Origin of the sequence: Streptococcus oralis (assembly GCF_001588645.1) — a bacterium.
In the GTDB taxonomy this organism is placed as follows: domain Bacteria; phylum Bacillota; class Bacilli; order Lactobacillales; family Streptococcaceae; genus Streptococcus; species Streptococcus oralis_AB.
In genome coordinates, this window is the sequence record NZ_LAYF01000003.1 from 153,888 (window position 1) to 172,985 (window position 19,098).

The 19,098-nt window shown below is 41.4% G+C and carries 18 protein-coding genes and 2 tRNA genes; 18 read left to right on the forward strand and 2 right to left on the reverse strand.

Annotated elements, in window-relative coordinates; translation table 11 throughout:
* Positions 1-16 precede the first annotated feature (16 nt).
* The 16 genes from parC (at position 17) to A0739_RS02275 (ending at position 15,572) form a co-directional block, all read left to right on the forward strand.
* Positions 17-2,497, forward strand: coding sequence for a DNA topoisomerase IV subunit A (parC, locus tag A0739_RS02200; protein ID WP_082243783.1), 2,481 nt, complete (start codon positions 17-19; stop codon positions 2,495-2,497).
* A 115-nt stretch (positions 2,498-2,612) separates the two neighbouring features.
* The gene (locus A0739_RS02205) at positions 2,613-3,650 is read left to right on the forward strand and encodes a branched-chain amino acid aminotransferase (RefSeq protein ID WP_330996806.1); all 1,038 of its coding nucleotides are present in this window, start codon (positions 2,613-2,615) and stop codon (positions 3,648-3,650) included.
* A gap of 112 nt (positions 3,651-3,762) precedes the next feature.
* Positions 3,763-3,993 (forward strand): DUF2969 domain-containing protein, encoded by a 231-nt coding sequence (locus tag A0739_RS02210; RefSeq protein ID WP_061586915.1) that lies wholly within the window; start codon positions 3,763-3,765, stop codon positions 3,991-3,993.
* Positions 3,994-4,042: 49 nt separating this feature from the next.
* A tRNA-Tyr gene (locus tag A0739_RS02215) sits at positions 4,043-4,123 on the forward strand.
* Positions 4,124-4,131: 8 nt separating this feature from the next.
* A tRNA-Gln gene (locus tag A0739_RS02220) sits at positions 4,132-4,203 on the forward strand.
* Between the two features lie 161 nt (positions 4,204-4,364).
* Positions 4,365-5,567, forward strand: coding sequence for a 30S ribosomal protein S1 (gene rpsA / locus A0739_RS02225; RefSeq protein WP_001001617.1), 1,203 nt, complete (start codon positions 4,365-4,367; stop codon positions 5,565-5,567).
* A gap of 82 nt (positions 5,568-5,649) precedes the next feature.
* The gene (locus A0739_RS02230; protein ID WP_061586916.1) at positions 5,650-6,147 is read left to right on the forward strand and encodes a GAF domain-containing protein; all 498 of its coding nucleotides are present in this window, start codon (positions 5,650-5,652) and stop codon (positions 6,145-6,147) included.
* Positions 6,147-7,805 (forward strand): DNA polymerase III subunit gamma/tau, encoded by a 1,659-nt coding sequence (gene dnaX, locus A0739_RS02235; RefSeq protein WP_061586917.1) that lies wholly within the window; start codon positions 6,147-6,149, stop codon positions 7,803-7,805. Before A0739_RS02230 ends, dnaX begins: the two co-directional genes overlap by 1 nt.
* Positions 7,806-7,832: 27 nt before the next feature.
* Entirely contained in the window at positions 7,833-8,027 is a 195-nt protein-coding gene (locus A0739_RS02240) for a DUF3272 family protein (RefSeq protein ID WP_000198269.1), read from the forward strand.
* 151 nt (positions 8,028-8,178) lie between these two features.
* The gene (sufC, locus tag A0739_RS02245; RefSeq protein WP_061586918.1) at positions 8,179-8,949 is read left to right on the forward strand and encodes a Fe-S cluster assembly ATPase SufC; all 771 of its coding nucleotides are present in this window, start codon (positions 8,179-8,181) and stop codon (positions 8,947-8,949) included.
* Between the two features lie 27 nt (positions 8,950-8,976).
* On the forward strand, positions 8,977-10,239 hold the full coding sequence (gene sufD, locus A0739_RS02250) for a Fe-S cluster assembly protein SufD (protein ID WP_061586919.1): 1,263 nt from the start codon (positions 8,977-8,979) through the stop codon (positions 10,237-10,239).
* A 10-nt stretch (positions 10,240-10,249) separates the two neighbouring features.
* Entirely contained in the window at positions 10,250-11,476 is a 1,227-nt protein-coding gene (locus A0739_RS02255) for a cysteine desulfurase (RefSeq protein ID WP_061586920.1), read from the forward strand.
* Positions 11,463-11,903 carry a Fe-S cluster assembly sulfur transfer protein SufU gene (gene sufU / locus A0739_RS02260; protein ID WP_061586921.1) on the forward strand — a complete coding sequence of 147 codons (441 nt, stop codon included), beginning with the start codon at positions 11,463-11,465 and terminating at the stop codon, positions 11,901-11,903. Before A0739_RS02255 ends, sufU begins: the two co-directional genes overlap by 14 nt.
* A gap of 57 nt (positions 11,904-11,960) precedes the next feature.
* Positions 11,961-13,373: a Fe-S cluster assembly protein SufB gene (gene sufB / locus A0739_RS02265; RefSeq protein WP_049478151.1), complete on the forward strand. Its 1,413-nt coding sequence runs from the start codon at positions 11,961-11,963 to the stop codon at positions 13,371-13,373.
* 19 nt (positions 13,374-13,392) lie between these two features.
* Positions 13,393-13,962 carry a hypothetical protein gene (locus tag A0739_RS02270; RefSeq protein ID WP_042902174.1) on the forward strand — a complete coding sequence of 190 codons (570 nt, stop codon included), beginning with the start codon at positions 13,393-13,395 and terminating at the stop codon, positions 13,960-13,962.
* Positions 13,963-14,174: 212 nt separating this feature from the next.
* Positions 14,175-15,572 carry an APC family permease gene (locus tag A0739_RS02275; RefSeq protein ID WP_061586922.1) on the forward strand — a complete coding sequence of 466 codons (1,398 nt, stop codon included), beginning with the start codon at positions 14,175-14,177 and terminating at the stop codon, positions 15,570-15,572.
* A gap of 22 nt (positions 15,573-15,594) precedes the next feature.
* Here the strand turns inward: A0739_RS02275 and A0739_RS02280 are convergent, their stop codons facing one another.
* The gene (locus A0739_RS02280) at positions 15,595-16,443 is read right to left on the reverse strand and encodes a YitT family protein (protein ID WP_000619787.1); all 849 of its coding nucleotides are present in this window, start codon (positions 16,441-16,443) and stop codon (positions 15,595-15,597) included.
* A gap of 141 nt (positions 16,444-16,584) precedes the next feature.
* On the opposite strand from A0739_RS02280, the gene A0739_RS02285 reads away from it, so the two are divergent.
* Positions 16,585-17,421, forward strand: coding sequence for a DegV family protein (locus tag A0739_RS02285; RefSeq protein ID WP_061586923.1), 837 nt, complete (start codon positions 16,585-16,587; stop codon positions 17,419-17,421).
* A 107-nt stretch (positions 17,422-17,528) separates the two neighbouring features.
* Complete coding sequence (locus A0739_RS02290; protein WP_001284636.1) at positions 17,529-17,804, forward strand: HU family DNA-binding protein; 276 nt, start codon at positions 17,529-17,531, stop codon at positions 17,802-17,804.
* 132 nt (positions 17,805-17,936) lie between these two features.
* Here A0739_RS02290 and A0739_RS02295 read toward each other — a convergent pair whose 3' ends face one another.
* Positions 17,937-18,923, reverse strand: coding sequence for an L-lactate dehydrogenase (locus tag A0739_RS02295; protein WP_000204722.1), 987 nt, complete (start codon positions 18,921-18,923; stop codon positions 17,937-17,939).
* Positions 18,924-19,098 lie beyond the last annotated feature (175 nt).

Sequence of the window (19,098 nt, forward strand, 5' to 3'; positions counted from 1 at the left end):
TAAAAAGAGAATTATTATGTCTAACATTCAAAACATGTCCCTTGAGGACATCATGGGAGAGCGTTTTGGTCGCTACTCAAAATACATTATTCAAGACCGGGCTTTGCCAGATATTCGTGATGGATTGAAGCCTGTGCAACGTCGTATTCTTTATTCGATGAATAAGGATGGCAATACCTTTGACAAGAGCTACCGTAAGTCAGCCAAGTCTGTCGGGAACATCATGGGGAATTTCCACCCACACGGTGATAGTTCTATCTATGATGCTATGGTCCGTATGTCTCAGGATTGGAAGAACCGTGAGATTCTAGTTGAAATGCACGGTAATAACGGTTCTATGGACGGAGATCCGCCTGCGGCAATGCGTTATACTGAGGCGCGTTTGTCTGAGATTGCTGGTTATCTCCTTCAGGACATCGAGAAAAAGACCGTTCCTTTTGCGTGGAACTTTGACGATACCGAGAAAGAACCAACTGTCTTACCAGCAGCCTTTCCCAACCTTTTAATCAATGGTTCGACTGGGATTTCAGCTGGATATGCCACGGATATTCCACCACATAATTTGGCCGAAGTTATCGATGCGACAGTCTACATGATTGATCATCCAACTGCCAAGGTGGATAAGTTGATGGAATTCTTGCCTGGACCAGATTTCCCGACTGGAGGGATTATCCAAGGCCGTGACGAAATCAAGAAGGCCTATGAAACTGGGAAAGGGCGCGTGGTTGTCCGTTCCAAGACTGAGATTGAAAAGCTAAAAGGTGGTAAGGAACAAATCGTTATCACTGAGATTCCTTATGAAATCAATAAGGCCAATCTGGTCAAGAAAATCGATGATGTTCGTGTCAATAACAAGGTGGCAGGGATCGCTGAGGTTCGTGACGAGTCTGACCGTGATGGTCTTCGTATCGCTATCGAACTCAAGAAAGACGCGAATACCGAGCTGGTTCTCAACTATCTCTTAAAATACACTGACCTGCAAATCAACTACAACTTCAACATGGTAGCGATTGACAATTTCACTCCTCGTCAGGTTGGGATTGTGCCAATCTTGTCTAGCTATATTGCCCACCGTCGTGAAGTGATTTTGGCGCGTTCACGCTTTGACAAGGAAAAGGCTGAAAAACGTCTCCATATCGTCGAAGGTTTGATTCGCGTGATTTCGATTTTGGACGAAGTCATTGCTCTTATCCGTGCTTCTGAGAATAAGGCTGACGCCAAGGAAAATCTCAAGGTCAGCTATGAATTCACAGAGGAGCAGGCAGAGGCTATCGTTACCTTGCAACTGTATCGCTTGACCAATACAGACGTGGTTGTCTTGCAGGAAGAAGAAGCAGAGCTTCGTGAAAAAATTGCCATGCTTGCGGCCATTATCGGTGATGAACGGACCATGTACAATCTCATGAAGAAAGAGCTTCGTGAGGTCAAGAAGAAATTTGCGACTCCACGTTTGAGTGCTTTAGAAGATACAGCAAAAGTCATTGAGATTGATACAGCTAGTTTGATTGCCGAGGAAGATACCTATGTCAGCGTGACCAAGGCAGGTTACATCAAGCGTACTAGCCCACGTTCCTTTGCGGCATCTACTCTGGAAGAAATTGGCAAGCGTGATGATGATCGTTTGATCTTTGTACAAACTGCCAAGACAACCCAGCACCTCTTGATGTTCACTACTCTTGGAAATGTCATTTATCGACCAATCCATGAATTGGCAGATATTCGTTGGAAGGATATCGGAGAGCATCTGAGCCAGACCATTACAAACTTTGAAACTAACGAAGAAATACTCTATGCAGAAGTCGTGGATCAGTTTGATGATGCGACAACTTATTTTGCAGCGACTCGTCTTGGTCAAATCAAACGTGTAGAACGCAAAGAATTCTCTCCATGGCGGACCTACAAGTCGAAGTCTGTCAAGTATGCTAAGCTCAAAGACGAGACAGACCAAATTGTAGCAGTGGCTCCGATTAAACTAGATGATGTTCTTTTGATTAGTCAAAACGGCTATGCCCTTCGTTTCAACATCGAAGAGGTTCCGGTTGTTGGTGCCAAGGCTGCAGGTGTCAAGGCTATGAACCTGAAAGTAGATGATACACTTCAGGCTGGCTTTATCTGTAACACCTCATCCTTCTACCTCTTGACTCAGCGTGGAAGTTTGAAACGTGTTTCTATTGAGGAAATTCCAGAAACCAGCCGTGCCAAACGAGGTCTACAGGTCTTGCGTGAGCTAAAAAATAAACCACACCGCGTCTTCTTGGCAGGAGCGGTTTCTGAGCAAGGCTTCGTTGGTGATCTCTTTAGTACAGAAGTAGAAGAAAACGACCAAACACTGCTTGTCCAATCTAATAAGGGAACAATCTATGAGAGTCAATTGCAAGATTTGAACTTGTCAGAACGTACTAGCAATGGAAGCTTTATTTCAGACACCATTTCAGATGAGGAAGTTTTCGATGCTTACCTCAAAGAAGTCTTTAAAGAGGACAAAACAAATTCATAAAAAGAATCAGTCCAGAGGGCTGATTTCTTTATGTTGAAAAAATTTTCAGAAAATTACAAATAATACTTGAAATTTTACTAGAAAAGTGTAGAATAGAACACATAGTTTGAATAGTATAAAGGAGAAACACATGACAGTTGCAATTGATTGGGAAAACCTTGGATTTTCTTATATGAAATTACCTTACCGTTATATCGCTCACTACAAAAATGGTCAATGGAATCAAGGAGAATTGACAGAGGATGCGACCTTGCATATTTCAGAGTCTTCTCCAAGTCTTCACTATGGACAGCAAGCATTTGAAGGTTTGAAGGCCTATCGTACGAAGGATGGTAGTATTCAACTTTTCCGTCCTGATGAAAATGCCAAGCGTCTGCAACGTACCTGTGACCGTCTCTTGATGCCACAAGTTCCGACAGAAATGTTTGTAGAAGCTTGTAAAGCAGTTGTGCGTGCAAATGAAGAATACGTCCCACCATATGGAACAGGTGGAACACTTTATCTTCGTCCACTTTTGATTGGTGTTGGAGATATTATTGGGGTTAAACCAGCAGAAGAGTATATTTTCACCATCTTTGCTATGCCGGTTGGCAACTACTTTAAAGGTGGATTAGTCCCAACTAACTTCCTGATTCAGGACGAATACGACCGTGCAGCTCCAAATGGTACGGGTGCGGCTAAGGTTGGAGGTAACTATGCTGCTAGTCTACTCCCAGGTAAAATGGCTAAGTCACGCCAATTTTCAGATGTTATCTACCTAGATCCATCTACACATACAAAGATTGAAGAAGTCGGATCAGCTAACTTCTTTGGAATTACAGCTGACAATGAATTTGTAACACCATTGAGTCCATCCATCTTGCCATCCATTACCAAGTACTCTTTGCTTTACTTGGCAGAACACCGCTTGGGCTTGACACCGATCGAAGGTGATGTCCCAATCGATAATTTGGAGCGTTTTGTAGAGGCAGGTGCTTGTGGAACAGCAGCAGTTATTTCTCCAATTGGGGGCATCCAACATGGCGATGATTTCCATGTTTTCTATAGTGAAACAGAAGTAGGTCCTGTGACACGTAAACTTTATGATGAATTGACTGGTATCCAATTTGGTGATGTAGAAGCGCCTGAAGGATGGATTGTCAAAGTGGATTAAAAGACACGAAGCAAAGTGAAACTCCATAGCAGTTGTAATGGCTGAAATGGAGTTTTTTCTTGCTAGTTTGAGCATTTTCTTGTACAATAGAAAAAGTGAAAAGAGGTACAGTATGAGTAAAAAAGATAAGAAAATTGAAATTCAATTAACGGATGCAAAAGTGACTGTTGGAAAAGACAGTTATGATGGTTACGTTTTGACGATTGGGAAAAAGGTTATTGGTGAAATTGCCGAATTAGATAACCAATTTGCCATCATAAAGAATGGAAATGTCGATAGTTTTTATAAAAAACTTGAAAAAGCTGTGGAAATTTTGATTGAAAACTATAATTTGACAAAATAATACTTGTTTTATTGAAAATTTCATGATATAATAGTTCTCGTTAAACATTGGAGAGATAGCGAAGAGGCTAAACGCGGCGGACTGTAAATCCGCTCCTTCGGGTTCGGGGGTTCGAATCCCTCTCTCTCCATTCATCAATGGGGTATAGCCAAGCGGTAAGGCAAGGGACTTTGACTCCCTCATGCGTTGGTTCGAATCCAGCTACCCCAGTTCTTAGGTAATAAATTCAAGATAAAAAGAAAATATCTTAGGGTATTTTATTTTTATAATTGAAAGACGTGAACGATATGAACATGTCCTTGCGGGTGCTTAGGAAAAAAATTATAAGTATGTCAAGTTTAGAAAAACTTGATTGTTGGAGGATTTTTTAGATGAACGAATTTGAAGATTTGCTAAATAGCGTTAGCCAAGTTGAGCCTGGTGATGTTGTTAGTGCTGAAGTATTGACAGTTGATGCGACTCAAGCTAACGTTGCAATCTCTGGGACTGGTGTTGAAGGTGTCTTGACTCTTCGCGAATTGACAAACGATCGCGATGCAGATATCAATGACTTTGTGAAAGTAGGAGAAGTATTGGATGTTCTTGTACTTCGTCAAGTAGTTGGTAAAGATACTGATACAGTTACATACCTTGTATCTAAAAAACGCCTTGAAGCTCGCAAAGCATGGGACAAACTTGTAGGACGCGAAGAAGAAGTTGTTACTGTTAAAGGTACTCGTGCCGTTAAAGGTGGACTTTCAGTAGAATTTGAAGGTGTTCGTGGATTCATCCCAGCTTCAATGTTGGATACTCGTTTCGTACGTAACACTGAGCGTTTCGTAGGTCAAGAATTTGATGCTAAAATCAAAGAAGTTGATCCTAAAGAAAACCGCTTCATCCTTTCACGTCGTGAAGTTGTTGAAGCAGCTACTGCAGCAGCTCGTGCTGAAGTATTCGGTAAATTGGCTGTTGGTGATGTCGTAACTGGTAAAGTTGCTCGTATCACTAGCTTTGGTGCTTTCATCGACCTTGGTGGTGTTGATGGATTGGTTCACTTGACTGAATTGTCACACGAACGTAACGTATCACCTAAATCAGTTGTAACTGTTGGTGAAGAAATCGAAGTGAAAATCCTTGATCTTAACGAAGAAGAAGGACGCGTATCACTTTCACTTAAAGCAACAACACCTGGACCATGGGATGGTGTTGAGCAAAAATTGGCTAAAGGTGATGTAGTAGAAGGAACAGTTAAACGTTTGACTGACTTTGGTGCATTTGTTGAAGTATTGCCAGGTATCGATGGACTTGTTCACGTATCACAAATTTCACACAAACGTATCGAAAATCCAAAAGAAGCTCTTACTGTTGGTCAAGAAGTTACTGTTAAAGTCCTTGATGTTAACGCTGACGCAGAACGTGTATCTCTTTCTATCAAAGCTCTTGAAGAACGTCCAGCTCAAGAAGAAGGACAAAAAGAAGAAAAACGTGCTGCTCGTCCACGTCGTCCAAAACGTCAAGAAAAACGTGATTTCGAACTTCCAGAAACACAAACAGGATTCTCAATGGCTGACTTGTTCGGTGATATCGAACTTTAATCAAATTGATAATCACAAAATCCTTTGTTTAAAACAAGGGATTTTTCTTTTGTCTCTTTCTCATTTTTGATATAATAGTTCTATGTTAGATTCAGAAAAACAATCACAATATCAATTGTTAAATGAGGAACTCTCTTATTTGCTTGACGGTGAGACCAATGTTCTTGCCAATCTTTCGAATGCTAGTGCCCTCCTAAAATCTCGCTTTCCCAATACTGTATTTGCAGGTTTTTATCTGTTTGATGGTAACGAGTTGATTTTAGGGCCTTTTCAGGGTGGTGTTTCTTGTATTCGCATTCCTCTTGGGAAAGGCGTGTGTGGAGAAGCTGCTGAGTTTCAAGAGACTGTTTTAGTTGGCGATGTGAGCACCTATCCAAACTACATTTCTTGTGATAGTATGGCCAAGAGTGAAATCGTAGTTCCCATGCTCAAGAATGGTCAATTGCTGGGTGTCTTAGACCTGGATTCTTCACTTATTGATGATTATAATGCCATTGACCGTGATTACTTGGAACAATTTGTCGCTATTTTGCTTGAGAAGACAGAATGGGACTTTACGATGTTTGAGGAGAAAGCCTAATGTATCAAGCACTTTATCGAAAATATAGAAGCCAAACTTTTTCACAATTGGTCGGACAAGAAGTTGTGGCTAAAACCCTAAAACAAGCGGTCGAGCAGGAAAAGATTAGTCATGCCTATCTTTTCTCAGGCCCTCGTGGGACTGGGAAGACCAGTGTAGCCAAGATTTTTGCCAAGGCTATGAACTGTCCCAATCAAGTGGACGGAGAACCGTGTAATAACTGCTATATCTGTCAGGCTGTGACAGAAGGTAGCTTAGAAGATGTTATCGAAATGGATGCAGCTTCGAATAACGGAGTCGATGAAATCCGTGAAATTCGTGATAAATCCACCTATGCTCCTAGTTTGGCACGTTATAAGGTCTATATCATAGACGAGGTTCATATGCTGTCTACAGGAGCTTTTAATGCGCTTTTGAAGACGCTAGAAGAACCGACTCAAAATGTTGTCTTTATCTTGGCGACCACCGAATTGCACAAGATTCCAGCAACTATTTTATCGCGTGTCCAACGTTTTGAGTTTAAATCGATTCGAACGCAAGATATCACGGCACACATTCATCATATTTTAGAAAAAGAAAATATCAGTTCTGAGCCAGAGGCTGTGGAAATCATTGCTAGACGGGCTGAAGGTGGAATGCGGGATGCCTTGTCTATTCTGGATCAAGCCTTGAGTTTGACGCAAGGAAATGCTTTAACGACAGCTATTTCTGAGGAGATTACAGGCACTATTAGTCTATCAGCTCTAGATGACTATGTGGCTGCCTTGGCCCAACAGGAGGTCCCCAAAGCACTCGATTCTTTGAATCTTTTGTTTGAAAATGGCAAGAGCATGACTCGTTTTGTGACGGACCTCTTGCAGTATTTGCGGGATCTATTAGTTGTTCAGACAGGTGGCGAAAATACTCATCATAGTCCAGTTTTTATGGACAATCTAGCTCTTTCTCAGGAAAGTCTCTTTGAAATGATTCGAATAGCGACTGTGAGCTTGGCGGATATGAAAGCAAGCCTACAACCTAAGATTTATGCTGAGATGATGACCATTCGTTTAGCGGAGATTAAGCCTGAACCAGTGCTTTCAGGAGCTGTCGAGGGTGAGATTTCTGCACTGAGACAGGAAATCGCTCGTCTTAAACAAGAACTTGCCAATGTTGGAACAGCTCCTAAACAAGTGGCGCCAATCCCTAGCCGTCCAGCCACTTCCAAGACTGTCTATCGAGTAGACCGTAATAAGGTTCAGGCTATCCTACAAGAAGCTGTTGAAAATCCTGAATTGGCGCGGCAAAACTTGATTCGCCTCCAGAATGCGTGGGGAGAAGTGATCGAAAGCTTAGCTGGTCCTGATAAGGCTCTGCTTGTTGGTTCTCAACCAGTTGCGGCCAACGAACACCATGCTATTTTAGCCTTTGAGTCTAATTTCAATGCAGGACAAACCATGAAACGGGATAACCTCAATACCATGTTTGGCAATATTCTCAGTCAAGCGGCTGGATTTTCACCTGAAATCCTGGCAATTTCCCTAGAGGAATGGAAAGAGGTTCGTGCAGCATTTTCAGCTAGAAACAAGTCTTCTCAATCAGATCAAGAGGCGGAAGAAGAAAGCCTAATTCCAGAAGGATTTGAATTTCTGGCTGATAAAGTCATGGTCGAAGAAGACTAAAAGTGGATTTCATGGTACAATAATCCTATGACTAGACAACAATTTATCGTGATAGCACTATTTACTGCTGCTGAGACTTATTTTTTCAATGAAGCTTGGATGACGGGTCGCTATTTTATGGCAGCCTTTTGGGCCATTCTACTTTTTCGAAATTTTAGGTTAAGTTATGTAATGGGGAAAATAGTAGATGCCATTGATCAGCACCTAAACCGCAAGGATTAGTCACTAGCTTCTAAACAAAATCAAAGCCTTTTAGGCTTTTTTTTGTTATACTAGTAGAGTATATTTATGGACCTTTCCTTGTATTTTTAGAGAAATGTAAGTGATTTCTTTAAGGGTAAAGGAAGTAGGCCAGAAAAAGAAAGGAACTATCATGTCAGTATTAGAGATCAAAGATCTTCACGTTGAAATTGAAGGAAAAGAAATTTTGAAAGGGGTCAATCTGACTCTGAAAACAGGAGAAATCGCAGCTATCATGGGACCAAATGGTACTGGTAAATCGACTCTTTCTGCAGCTATTATGGGGAACCCTAACTATGAGGTTACTAAAGGGAAGGTCTTGTTTGATGGCGTAAACATCCTTGAGTTGGAAGTGGACGAGCGTGCGCGTATGGGACTTTTCCTTGCTATGCAATACCCATCTGAAATCCCTGGAATTACCAACGCAGAGTTTCTTCGTGCAGCCATGAATGCTGGCAAAGAAGATGACGAGAAGATTTCAGTTCGTGAGTTTATCACTAAACTAGACGAAAAAATGGAATTGCTCAACATGAAAGAAGAAATGGCAGAGCGTTACCTCAACGAAGGTTTCTCAGGTGGTGAGAAAAAACGTAATGAAATTCTTCAACTCTTGATGTTGGAACCAACTTTTGCCCTCTTGGATGAGATTGACTCTGGTCTTGATATTGACGCACTTAAAGTTGTATCGAAAGGTGTCAATGCTATGCGTGGCGAAGGTTTTGGTGCTATGATCATCACACACTACCAACGTCTTTTGAACTACATTACACCAGACGTGGTACACGTGATGATGGAAGGTCGTGTTGTTCTTTCTGGTGGTCCAGAATTGGCTGCCCGTTTGGAACGTGAAGGATACGCAAAACTAGCTGAAGAACTTGGCTACGACTACAAGGAAGAATTGTAATTCCCTCGTATCTTTTAGGAGAAGTAAATGACTAAAGAGAATATTAAACTTTTTTCAGAAATGCACGCTGAACCAAGCTGGTTGGCTGACCTCCGTCAAAAAGCTTTTGATAAGATTGAGAGTTTGGAATTACCAGTTATCGAGCGTGTCAAATTTCACCGTTGGAATCTGGGAGATGGAACCATCACAGAAAGTGAGCCTTCAGCAAATGTTCCAGACTTCACAGCTCTAGATAATCACTTGAAGTTGGTTCAAGTAGGAACGCAGACTGTTTTTGAACAAACTCCAGTTGAATTGGCTGAACAAGGAGTAATCTTTACAGACTTCCACTCAGCTTTAGAAGAAATTCCCGAACTTATCGAGGAATTCTTCATGTCATCTGTTAAGTATGATGACGATAAGTTGGCAGCCTACCATACAGCTTACTTTAACAGTGGTGCTGTTCTCTACATTCCTGATAATGTTGAGATTACAGAACCAATTGAAGGTATTTTCTACCAAGACAGCGATAGCGATGTGCCATTTAACAAGCATATCCTTATCATTGCTGGTAAAAACTCTAAAATAAGCTATCTTGAACGTCTAGAGTCACGTGGTGAAGGTAGTGCTAAGGCAACTGCCAATATCACAGTTGAAGTGATTGCTCGTTCTGGTGCGCAAGTGAAATTTGCTGCGATTGACCGTCTAGGTGAAAATGTTACGGCCTACATTAGCCGTCGTGGTAAACTAGGCAACGATGCAAGCATTGACTGGGCTATCGGTGTCATGAACGAAGGAAATGTTGTTGCTGATTTTGATAGCGACTTGATTGGAAATGGTAGCCATGCTGACCTTAAAGTCGTAGCTCTTTCAAGTGGCCGTCAGGTGCAAGGGATTGACACTCGAGTGACTAACTACGGATGTAACTCAATCGGAAATATCCTCCAACATGGGGTTATCCTTGAAAAAGCAACTTTGACCTTCAATGGTATTGGACACATTATCAAGGGTGCCAAGGGAGCAGATGCGCAGCAAGAGAGTCGTGTTCTTATGCTTTCAGACCAAGCACGTTCAGATGCCAACCCAATTCTTTTGATTGATGAAAATGACGTAACTGCAGGTCACGCGGCCTCTATCGGTCAGGTGGATCCAGAAGATATGTACTACCTCATGAGCCGTGGCTTGGATAAGGCAACTGCTGAGTGTTTGGTTGTTCGCGGTTTCCTTGGCTCCGTAATTGTTGAGATTCCAGTCAAAGAAGTTCGTGAAGAAATGATTGCAACCATCGAAGAAAAATTGTCAAAACGCTAAGGGGAAGCCTATGTTTGATGTAGAAGCGATTCGCAAGGATTTTCCAATTTTAGACCAGATTGTCAACGATGAACCTCTGGTCTATCTGGACAATGCCGCGACGACACAAAAACCACTAGCAGTTCTGGAAACGATTAACCGCTATTATGAGCAGGACAATGCAAATGTTCATCGTGGGGTTCATACCTTGGCGGAGCGAGCAACAGCTTCCTATGAGGCGGCTCGTGAAACCATTCGTAAGTTTATCAATGCAGACTCTACAAAGGAAGTTCTCTTTACCAGAGGAACGACAACCAGCCTTAACTGGGTGGCACGCTTTGCTGAGGAAATCCTGACTGAGGGAGACCAGGTCTTGATCTCAGTAATGGAACATCATTCCAATATCATTCCATGGCAGGAAGCTTGTCGCAAGACTGGGGCAGAGCTTGTCTATGTTTATCTCAAGGACGGAGCTCTGGATATGGATGACTTGCGCGCTAAATTGACTGATAAAGTCAAGTTTGTCTCCCTAGCTCACGCCTCAAATGTTCTTGGTGTGGTCAATCCTATCAAAGAAATCACTCAATTAGCCCACCAAGTTGGAGCTATCATGGTGGTGGATGGTGCTCAATCTACACCTCATATGAAGATTGATGTACAGGACTTGGATGTGGACTTCTTTGCCTTTTCAGGTCACAAGATGGCTGGCCCTACAGGCATCGGTGTTCTTTACGGTAAAGAAAAGTATCTGGAACAAATGTCACCAGTTGAGTTTGGTGGCGAGATGATTGATTTCGTCTATGAGCAATCTGCTAGTTGGAAGGAATTGCCTTGGAAATTTGAGGCTGGAACGCCAAATATGGCAGGTGCTATTGGACTTGCTGCAGCAGTGGATTATCTGGAAAAGATTGGTATGGATGCCATTGAATCTCATGAACAGGAATTGATTGCATACGTCTTTCCAAAATTGCAGGAAATTGAAGGGTTAACCATTTATGGTTCGCAAGACCTGGCTAAACGTTCAGGTGTCATTGCCTTTAATCTAGGTGACCTTCATCCCCACGACCTCGCGACAGCTATGGATTATGAAGGAGTAGCGGTTCGTGCCGGTCACCATTGCGCCCAACCTTTGCTTCAGTATTTGGAAGTTCCAGCAACAGCTCGTGCAAGTTTTTATATCTACAATACCAAGGCAGATTGTGACAAGCTAGTTGATGCCCTACAAAAGACAAAGGAGTTTTTCAATGGCACTTTCTAAACTAGATAGCCTTTATATGGCAGTGGTGGCAGACCATTCGAAAAATCCACATCACCAAGGGAAGCTGGAAGATGCTGAGCAAATCAGCCTCAATAATCCAACCTGTGGGGATGTCATCAACCTCTCTGTCAAGTTTGACGCAGAGGACCGTTTGGAAGATATTGCTTTTCTAAATTCAGGATGCACGATTTCAACTGCCTCTACTAGTATGATGACAGATGCAGTTTTAGGCAAGACCAAACAAGAAATTTTAGAGCTTGCGACCATTTTTTCAGAAATGGTTCAAGGTCAAAAAGATGACCGCCAAGACCAACTTGGCGATGCAGCTTTCTTATCAGGTGTTGCCAAATTTCCACAACGGATTAAGTGTGCAACTCTAGCTTGGAATGCACTTAAGAAAACAATTGAAGATCAAGATAACAAGTAAGACAAGTTTCTTTTGTCTTATGAATCAGTAGAAATGAAGAATGAAAGAAAGGATATTATGGCTGAAGAAAGAGTAGAACCAAAACCAATTGACCTTGGTGAATATAAATTTGGTTTCCATGACGATGTAGAGCCTGTCCTATCGACAGGAAAAGGATTGAACGAAGAAGTCATTCGCGAATTATCAGCTGCTAAGGGAGAACCTGAGTGGATGTTAGAATTCCGTTTGAAGTCTTATGAAACCTTCAAAAAAATGCCTATGCAAACCTGGGGAGCAGACTTGTCAGAGATTGACTTTGATGACTTGATCTACTACCAAAAACCATCTGACAAACCAGCCCGTTCTTGGGATGATGTACCTGAAAAGATTAAAGAAACCTTTGAACGTATCGGAATTCCAGAAGCTGAGCGTGCTTATCTAGCAGGGGCCTCTGCCCAGTACGAGTCAGAAGTGGTATACCACAACATGAAGGAAGAGTTTGAGAAGTTAGGAATTATCTTTACAGATACGGATTCTGCCCTCAAGGAATACCCAGACTTGTTTAAACAATACTTTGCTAAGTTGGTACCGCCGACTGATAACAAGTTGGCAGCCCTCAACTCTGCAGTATGGTCGGGTGGAACCTTTATCTACGTGCCAAAAGGTGTCAAGGTAGATATTCCACTTCAAACCTACTTCCGTATCAACAACGAAAATACAGGTCAGTTCGAACGTACCTTGATTATCGTTGATGAAGGAGCAAGCGTCCACTACGTAGAAGGATGTACAGCACCAACATATTCTAGCAACAGCTTGCACGCTGCCATTGTAGAAATTTTCGCTTTGGACGGAGCTTATATGCGTTATACAACCATCCAAAACTGGTCTGATAATGTCTATAACTTGGTAACAAAACGTGCCAAAGCTTTGAAAGATGCGACTGTTGAGTGGATTGATGGTAACTTGGGTGCTAAAACAACCATGAAATATCCATCTGTTTATCTGGATGGAGAAGGAGCCCGTGGAACCATGCTTTCGATTGCCTTTGCCAATGCAGGGCAACACCAAGACACGGGTGCCAAGATGATCCACAACGCACCGCATACAAGCTCGTCTATCGTTTCTAAATCCATCGCTAAAGGCGGAGGAAAGGTTGACTACCGCGGACAAGTAACCTTTAACAAGAACTCTAAGAAATCTGTTTCTCACATCGAGTGTGATACCATTATCATGGATGACTTATCAGCGTCAGATACCATTCCATTCAATGAAATTCACAACTCGCAAGTTGCTTTGGAGCACGAAGCTAAGGTTTCTAAGATTTCAGAGGAACAACTCTACTACCTCATGAGCCGTGGTTTGTCAGAATCTGAGGCAACCGAGATGATTGTCATGGGATTTGTCGAACCCTTCACAAAAGAACTTCCAATGGAATACGCAGTTGAGCTGAATCGCTTGATTAGCTATGAAATGGAAGGATCTGTCGGATAAAACCCAAAAGGAGAAGCAAATGGGATTTTTAAAGCGTTTATTTGGAACGATTGAAAAAGTGAATAAGGGAGAAGCCCCGATTGAAGAGTTGGATCAGGCATTTGTTTTTGATCTTGAAGCAGAAGCTGATGATTATTGGCGACAAATGGAACAAAACCTCTTGATAAACGCTGTAAAAGGCGTTGGTGGTCCTGAAGCCGTGGAACGTGCTTTTGTTCTTACTAATTTCAAAGAAAATCAAGAAACCTTTGAGCTCTTTTATCAGGTAAATGGTCAACTTCTTTCATGGAGAGAGATGGATGCGACAGTTGTTGATAAAATCAGCAATCAACTCCTTCCGCAAGCGGCAGAAGTAGCGCGTGCAGTAAATGAAAATTATGAAGAGGCAAATGTACCAGTAATCCAGTACGCTATGCTTCAGTTTGAAACTGCAACCATGGCTTGGTTTGGTCGGAAGCTGACAACAGCTTCTCCAGAAGCCCAATTGACTTTTGAAGAATTGGTATCAGGTTGGCGCGCTATTTTGGAACAAGAAGTTCCAAATCGTCCTTTAGATAGTGACCGTCCCTTCCCTTACTTTGAAGTTTAAAAAATCCCAAATCCCCAAAAACTTTCAATGGAGTATACTGTTGAGCTTACTCGCTTGATAGGTAACAAATTGAAAGAATCAGTGGGTAAAAATGCAAATTCTGAACAGGAATCCTTTCTGTTCAGATTTTTTTCAAAAAAGAACCTAATAAATATTCACAAAAATGCTTTTATATGGTAAAATAAAACAATTACATTTAGTGGAGATGAAGTATGAATATTTTTAGAACCAAGGATGTTAGTCTGAGACAGACAGAGATGCGTCGCCATTTGAAATTGTGGGATTTGATTTTATTGGGAATCGGTGCCATGGTAGGGACGGGGATTTTCACCATTACAGGAACAGCAGCGGCTACTCTAGCTGGTCCCTCACTAGTGATTTCCATTGTGATTTCTGCCCTGTGTGTTTCTCTATCAGCTCTCTTTTTTGCAGAATTTGCCTCTCGTGTACCCGCAACTGGGGGTGCTTATAGTTATCTCTATGCGATTTTGGGAGAATTGCCAGCCTGGATTGCTGGCTGGTTGACCATCATGGAATTCATGACGGCTGTTTCAGGTGTGGCGTCTGGCTGGGCAGCTTACTTTAAGGGATTGCTCAGTGATTATGGTATCTCCATGCCCCAAGCCTTGAATGGAACCTTTAACCCTAAACAGGGAACCTATATTGATCTTCTACCTATTTTAGTACTGACATTGGTAACGGGATTGGTTTTATTAAATTCTAAGGCAGCTTTGCGATTTAATTCGCTTTTAGTGGTCTTGAAATTCTCAGCTCTCGCCTTATTTATCCTAGTTGGTATTTGGTACATCAAGCCAGAAAATTGGGCGAATTTTGCTCCATTTGGCTTTGGTCAACTATATGGTGGAAGTACTGGGATTATGGCGGGTGCATCTTTGATGTTCTTTGGTTTTCTCGGATTTGAGTCTATTTCCATGGCAGTTGATGAAATTCAAAGTCCTCAAAAAAATATTCCTCGCGGAATCGTACTTTCTCTGACAATCGTCACCATTCTCTATGCTTTGGTAACCTTAGTATTGACAGGGATTGTTCACTACAGTAAACTCAATGTGGACGATGCAGTAGCATTTTCATTACGGAGTATTGGTATCGGCTGGGCAGCAAATTATGTTTCGCTTGTAGCCATTTTAACCCTGATAACCGTATGTATCTCTATGACTTATGCTTTATCTCGGATGATTTATAGCTTAGCGCGTGATGGACTTTTACCTCAAAGTTTCAAACAATTAAGCAAGACTAGTCGCGTTCCTAAAAATGCGACCCTTTTAACAGGAGTTGCTTCAGCTATTGCTGCAGGAGTGTTTCCTCTAGCCAGTATTGCAGCCTTCTTAAATATTTGTACGCTAGCTTATCTGATTTTGCTAGCCTACGGAATAATAAAACTCAGAAAGGATAAGGGCATGCCAAAAGAGGGAGAGTTTAAAACTCCTTTGGTACCACTCTTGCCAATTCTTTCCATCCTTATCTGTGTTTCCTTTATGCTTCAATATAGTCTAGATACCTGGATTGCCTTTGGCATTGCTCTTTTAGTTGGTCTAGTCATTTACTTTACTTACGGCTTCCGCCATTCAACCCTCGCAGAAGAAGAATAAAAGCTGGGAATTCCCAGCTTTTTTAATCTTTCACATAAGTAAATCCTTCACCCAGAATTTCATGAGCCTCAGTGATGGTGATAAAGGCTTGAGGGTCGATTTTGTGAATCATATCTTTCATTTTAACGATTTCATTCCGACCGACGATACAGTAGATAATTTTTAAATCCTTTTTGCTGTAGTAGCCTTGACCAGATATAAAGGTAACGCCACGTCCGAGTTCATCGTTAATCTCTTTGGCCAATTGATCAGGATATTGGGTAATAATCATAAATCCTTTACCAGCATAACCTCCTTCGCCTATCAAGTCGATAACACGAGCGATAATAAAGTCAAACAAGAGGGTATAGGTAACGAGACGAAGATCCTGGAAGATAATCAAAATCAACATTAAGATAAAAAAGTCAATCCCAAAAAGCAATTTACCAATCGAAATATTAGTATATTTGTTGAGGATACGGGCAACGATATCAGAACCACCAGTGGTTCCACCAGCATTAAAGATAATTCCTAAACCAACCCCCAGTAAGACTCCTGAGACTAAAGCGACAATGATGAGATCCCCTTGCAAGTCGATGTGCAAAGGAATGCGCTCAAAGATTGCTAGCCAAACGGAGAGTGAAATAGATCCTAGAAGGCTGGAGTAGAGGGTCTTAGGTCCAAATATCTTCCAAGCCAGGATAAATAAAGGGATATTAATTAAGAGGTTCATCAATGAGACAGGAATCTTAAAGAGATAGTAAGTAATCAAGGTAATACCTGTCGCCCCTCCCTCAAATAAATGATAAGGAACAACAAAGTAGGTAAGACCGAAGGCATAGATAGCAGCTCCAAGAATAATGGTGATAATCGGTTGAAGTTTTCGAATCATAGTTGTTCCTCACTTTTCTATAGATAGATTATACCAAAAATTCAGTTCTTTTCATCGGATCACTTATGATTTTTTATCATTTTTTTGATATAATATAGGAGAAAATCCCAATCCTATCGAGAAGAATAGAAAGATTGAATTATGACACAAGTAAAAATTGTAACGGACTCTTCTGTTACTATCGAACCAGAAGTAGTTAAAGAATTAAATATCACTGTTGTCCCACTATCAGTTATGATTGATAGTGTGCTTTATTCGGATGCAGATTTAAAAGAGGGAGAATTCCTTCATCTTATGCAACAAAGTAAGAATCTGCCTAAAACAAGTCAGCCCCCTGTGGGAGTGTTTGCTGAGGTCTTTGAAGAGCTAGGTAAAGATGGCAGTCAAATTATCGCCATTCACATGTCCCATGCCTTGTCTGGAACTGTGGAAGCTGCTCGCCAAGGGGCAAGTCTCTCAACTGCTGATGTAACGGTTATTGATAGTTCCTTTACAGATCAAGCGATGAAGTTCCAAGTTGTTGAAGCCGCAAAACTTGCTAAAGAAGGTAAAGACTTAGAAACGATCTTAGCTCATGTAGAGGACGTCAAAAATCATACAGAACTTTATATCGGTGTTTCGACGCTAGAAAACTTAGTTAAGGGTGGTCGTATTGGACGTGTGACAGGATTACTAAGCTCACTCTTGAATATTCGTGTAATAATGCAGATGAAAAACCACGAACTCCAACCAATCGTCAAAGGACGTGGAGCGAAAACTTTCAAAAAGTGGCTTGAGGAATTAACCAATACTCTTTCCCAAAAATCAGTTGCGGAGATTGGAATTTCCTATGCTGGAACGAACGAATGGGCGAATGAGATGAGGGCATTATTGCAACCTTATGTTGAGAAGCCAATCTCTGTATTGGAAACTGGCTCTATTATTCAAACTCATACTGGAGAGAATGCTTGGGCAATTCTAATTCGCTACAATTCCTAAAAAAATAGAGAAAAAATGGTCAAAATAGTGTTTTTGACTTGACCTATAGCCGATTTTAGGATATGATTATATTTGTTAATTAGAAATTATTTGGAGGATTTGTTAACATGGCAAACAAACAAGATTTGATCGCTAAAGTAGCAGAAGCTACAGAATTGACTAAGAAAGATTCAGCAGCAGCAGTTGACGCTGTATTTGCAGCAGTAACTGAATACCTTGCAGCTGGTGAAAAAGTTCAATTGATTGGTTTCGGTAACTTTGAAGTTCGTGAGCGTGCTGCACGTAAAGGTCGCAACCCACAAACTGGTAAAGAAATCAAAATCGCAGCTTCTAAAGTTCCAGCATTCAAAGCTGGTAAAGCTCTTAAAGACGCTGTTAAATAATGAATTTTCAAAAAGCCTATTGTATCAAGCTTCATTGTTTGGTCGATAGGCTTTTTTTGTTTATTTGAGAAGTTGATGTTATGATTCTTTGCAAAAAGAAAAAGGTTCCCATGTTTGAGAACCTTCTTTTCATTAGTTTTTAGAAGCTGCTTGGAATTCAGGGTTTTTCCATGCTTCATCAATGATAGCTTGCAATTCTTTAGCAGATGCTTGCATTTTTTGAGTTTCAGCATCGTTCAATGGAATGTTTACTGGACGAACGATACCGTGTGCACCAACAACAGCTGGTTGACCGATAAAGACGTTTTTAACACCGTATTGCCCTTCTTGGAAGACTGAAAGTGGAAGTACTGCATTTTCGTCATCAAGGATTGCTTTTGTGATACGAGCAAGTGCTACAGCGATACCGTAGTAGGTAGCTCCTTTTTTGTTGATGATTGTGTAGGCAGCGTCACGAACACCTTCGAACAATTCAATCAATTCAGCTTCTTGAACGTTTTGAGTGTCTTTAAGGAATTCTTCAAGGTTTACACCAGCGATGTTAGCGTGTGACCAAACCGCAAATTCAGAATCTCCGTGTTCACCCATGATGTAGGCGTGAACTGAACGAGCATCAACATCCAATTTTTCAGCAAGTGCTTGACGGAAACGTGCTGAGTCAAGTGAAGTACCTGAACCGATAACACGTTCTTTAGGGAATCCAGAGAATTTCCAAGTTGAGTAAGTCAAAACGTCAACTGGGTTAGCTGCAACAAGGAAGATACCATCGAAACCTGATTCAACAACTTGTGTTACGATTGATTTGTTGATTGCCAAGTTTTTACCTACAAGGTCAAGGCGAGTTTCACCTGGTTTTTGAGGAGCACCTGCAGTGATAACAACAAGGTCAGCGTCTGCACAGTCAGAGTATTGAGCAGCGTAGATTTTTTTAGGTGAAGTGAAGGCAAGGGCGTGGCTAAGGTCAAGCGCATCACCAACAGCTTTTTCGTGTAATTGTGGAATTTCGATAATTCCAAGCTCTTGTGCAATTCCTTGGTTAACAAGTGCGAAAGCATAAGATGAACCTACGGCACCGTCACCAACAAGGATCACTTTTTTGTGTTGTTTAGTTGAAGTCATTATCTAAACATCTCCTTCATTTTTTTTAGGGGAATCCCCAGACAATTTCATTCTATCACTTTTGAAAAGCTTTGTCACGAATATTCTATTCGGTTATCGATGTAAACGTTTTAGTGGTTTTCAAAGACTGAAATGAAGGACAAATTATGGTATAATATATCTAATTACTAATAGT

Coding starts and splice junctions, on each gene's coding strand:
- parC (WP_082243783.1), top strand. CDS start 17: ATGTCTAACATTCAAAACATGTCCCTTGAGGACATCATGGGAGAGCGT.
- A0739_RS02210 (WP_061586915.1), top strand. CDS start 3,763: ATGAGTAAAAAAGATAAGAAAATTGAAATTCAATTAACGGATGCAAAA.
- rpsA (WP_001001617.1), top strand. CDS start 4,365: ATGAACGAATTTGAAGATTTGCTAAATAGCGTTAGCCAAGTTGAGCCT.
- A0739_RS02230 (WP_061586916.1), top strand. CDS start 5,650: ATGTTAGATTCAGAAAAACAATCACAATATCAATTGTTAAATGAGGAA.
- dnaX (WP_061586917.1), top strand. CDS start 6,147: ATGTATCAAGCACTTTATCGAAAATATAGAAGCCAAACTTTTTCACAA.
- A0739_RS02240 (WP_000198269.1), top strand. CDS start 7,833: ATGACTAGACAACAATTTATCGTGATAGCACTATTTACTGCTGCTGAG.
- sufC (WP_061586918.1), top strand. CDS start 8,179: ATGTCAGTATTAGAGATCAAAGATCTTCACGTTGAAATTGAAGGAAAA.
- sufD (WP_061586919.1), top strand. CDS start 8,977: ATGACTAAAGAGAATATTAAACTTTTTTCAGAAATGCACGCTGAACCA.
- A0739_RS02255 (WP_061586920.1), top strand. CDS start 10,250: ATGTTTGATGTAGAAGCGATTCGCAAGGATTTTCCAATTTTAGACCAG.
- sufU (WP_061586921.1), top strand. CDS start 11,463: ATGGCACTTTCTAAACTAGATAGCCTTTATATGGCAGTGGTGGCAGAC.
- sufB (WP_049478151.1), top strand. CDS start 11,961: ATGGCTGAAGAAAGAGTAGAACCAAAACCAATTGACCTTGGTGAATAT.
- A0739_RS02270 (WP_042902174.1), top strand. CDS start 13,393: ATGGGATTTTTAAAGCGTTTATTTGGAACGATTGAAAAAGTGAATAAG.
- A0739_RS02275 (WP_061586922.1), top strand. CDS start 14,175: ATGAATATTTTTAGAACCAAGGATGTTAGTCTGAGACAGACAGAGATG.
- A0739_RS02280 (WP_000619787.1), bottom strand. CDS start 16,443: ATGATTCGAAAACTTCAACCGATTATCACCATTATTCTTGGAGCTGCT.
- A0739_RS02285 (WP_061586923.1), top strand. CDS start 16,585: ATGACACAAGTAAAAATTGTAACGGACTCTTCTGTTACTATCGAACCA.
- A0739_RS02290 (WP_001284636.1), top strand. CDS start 17,529: ATGGCAAACAAACAAGATTTGATCGCTAAAGTAGCAGAAGCTACAGAA.
- A0739_RS02295 (WP_000204722.1), bottom strand. CDS start 18,923: ATGACTTCAACTAAACAACACAAAAAAGTGATCCTTGTTGGTGACGGT.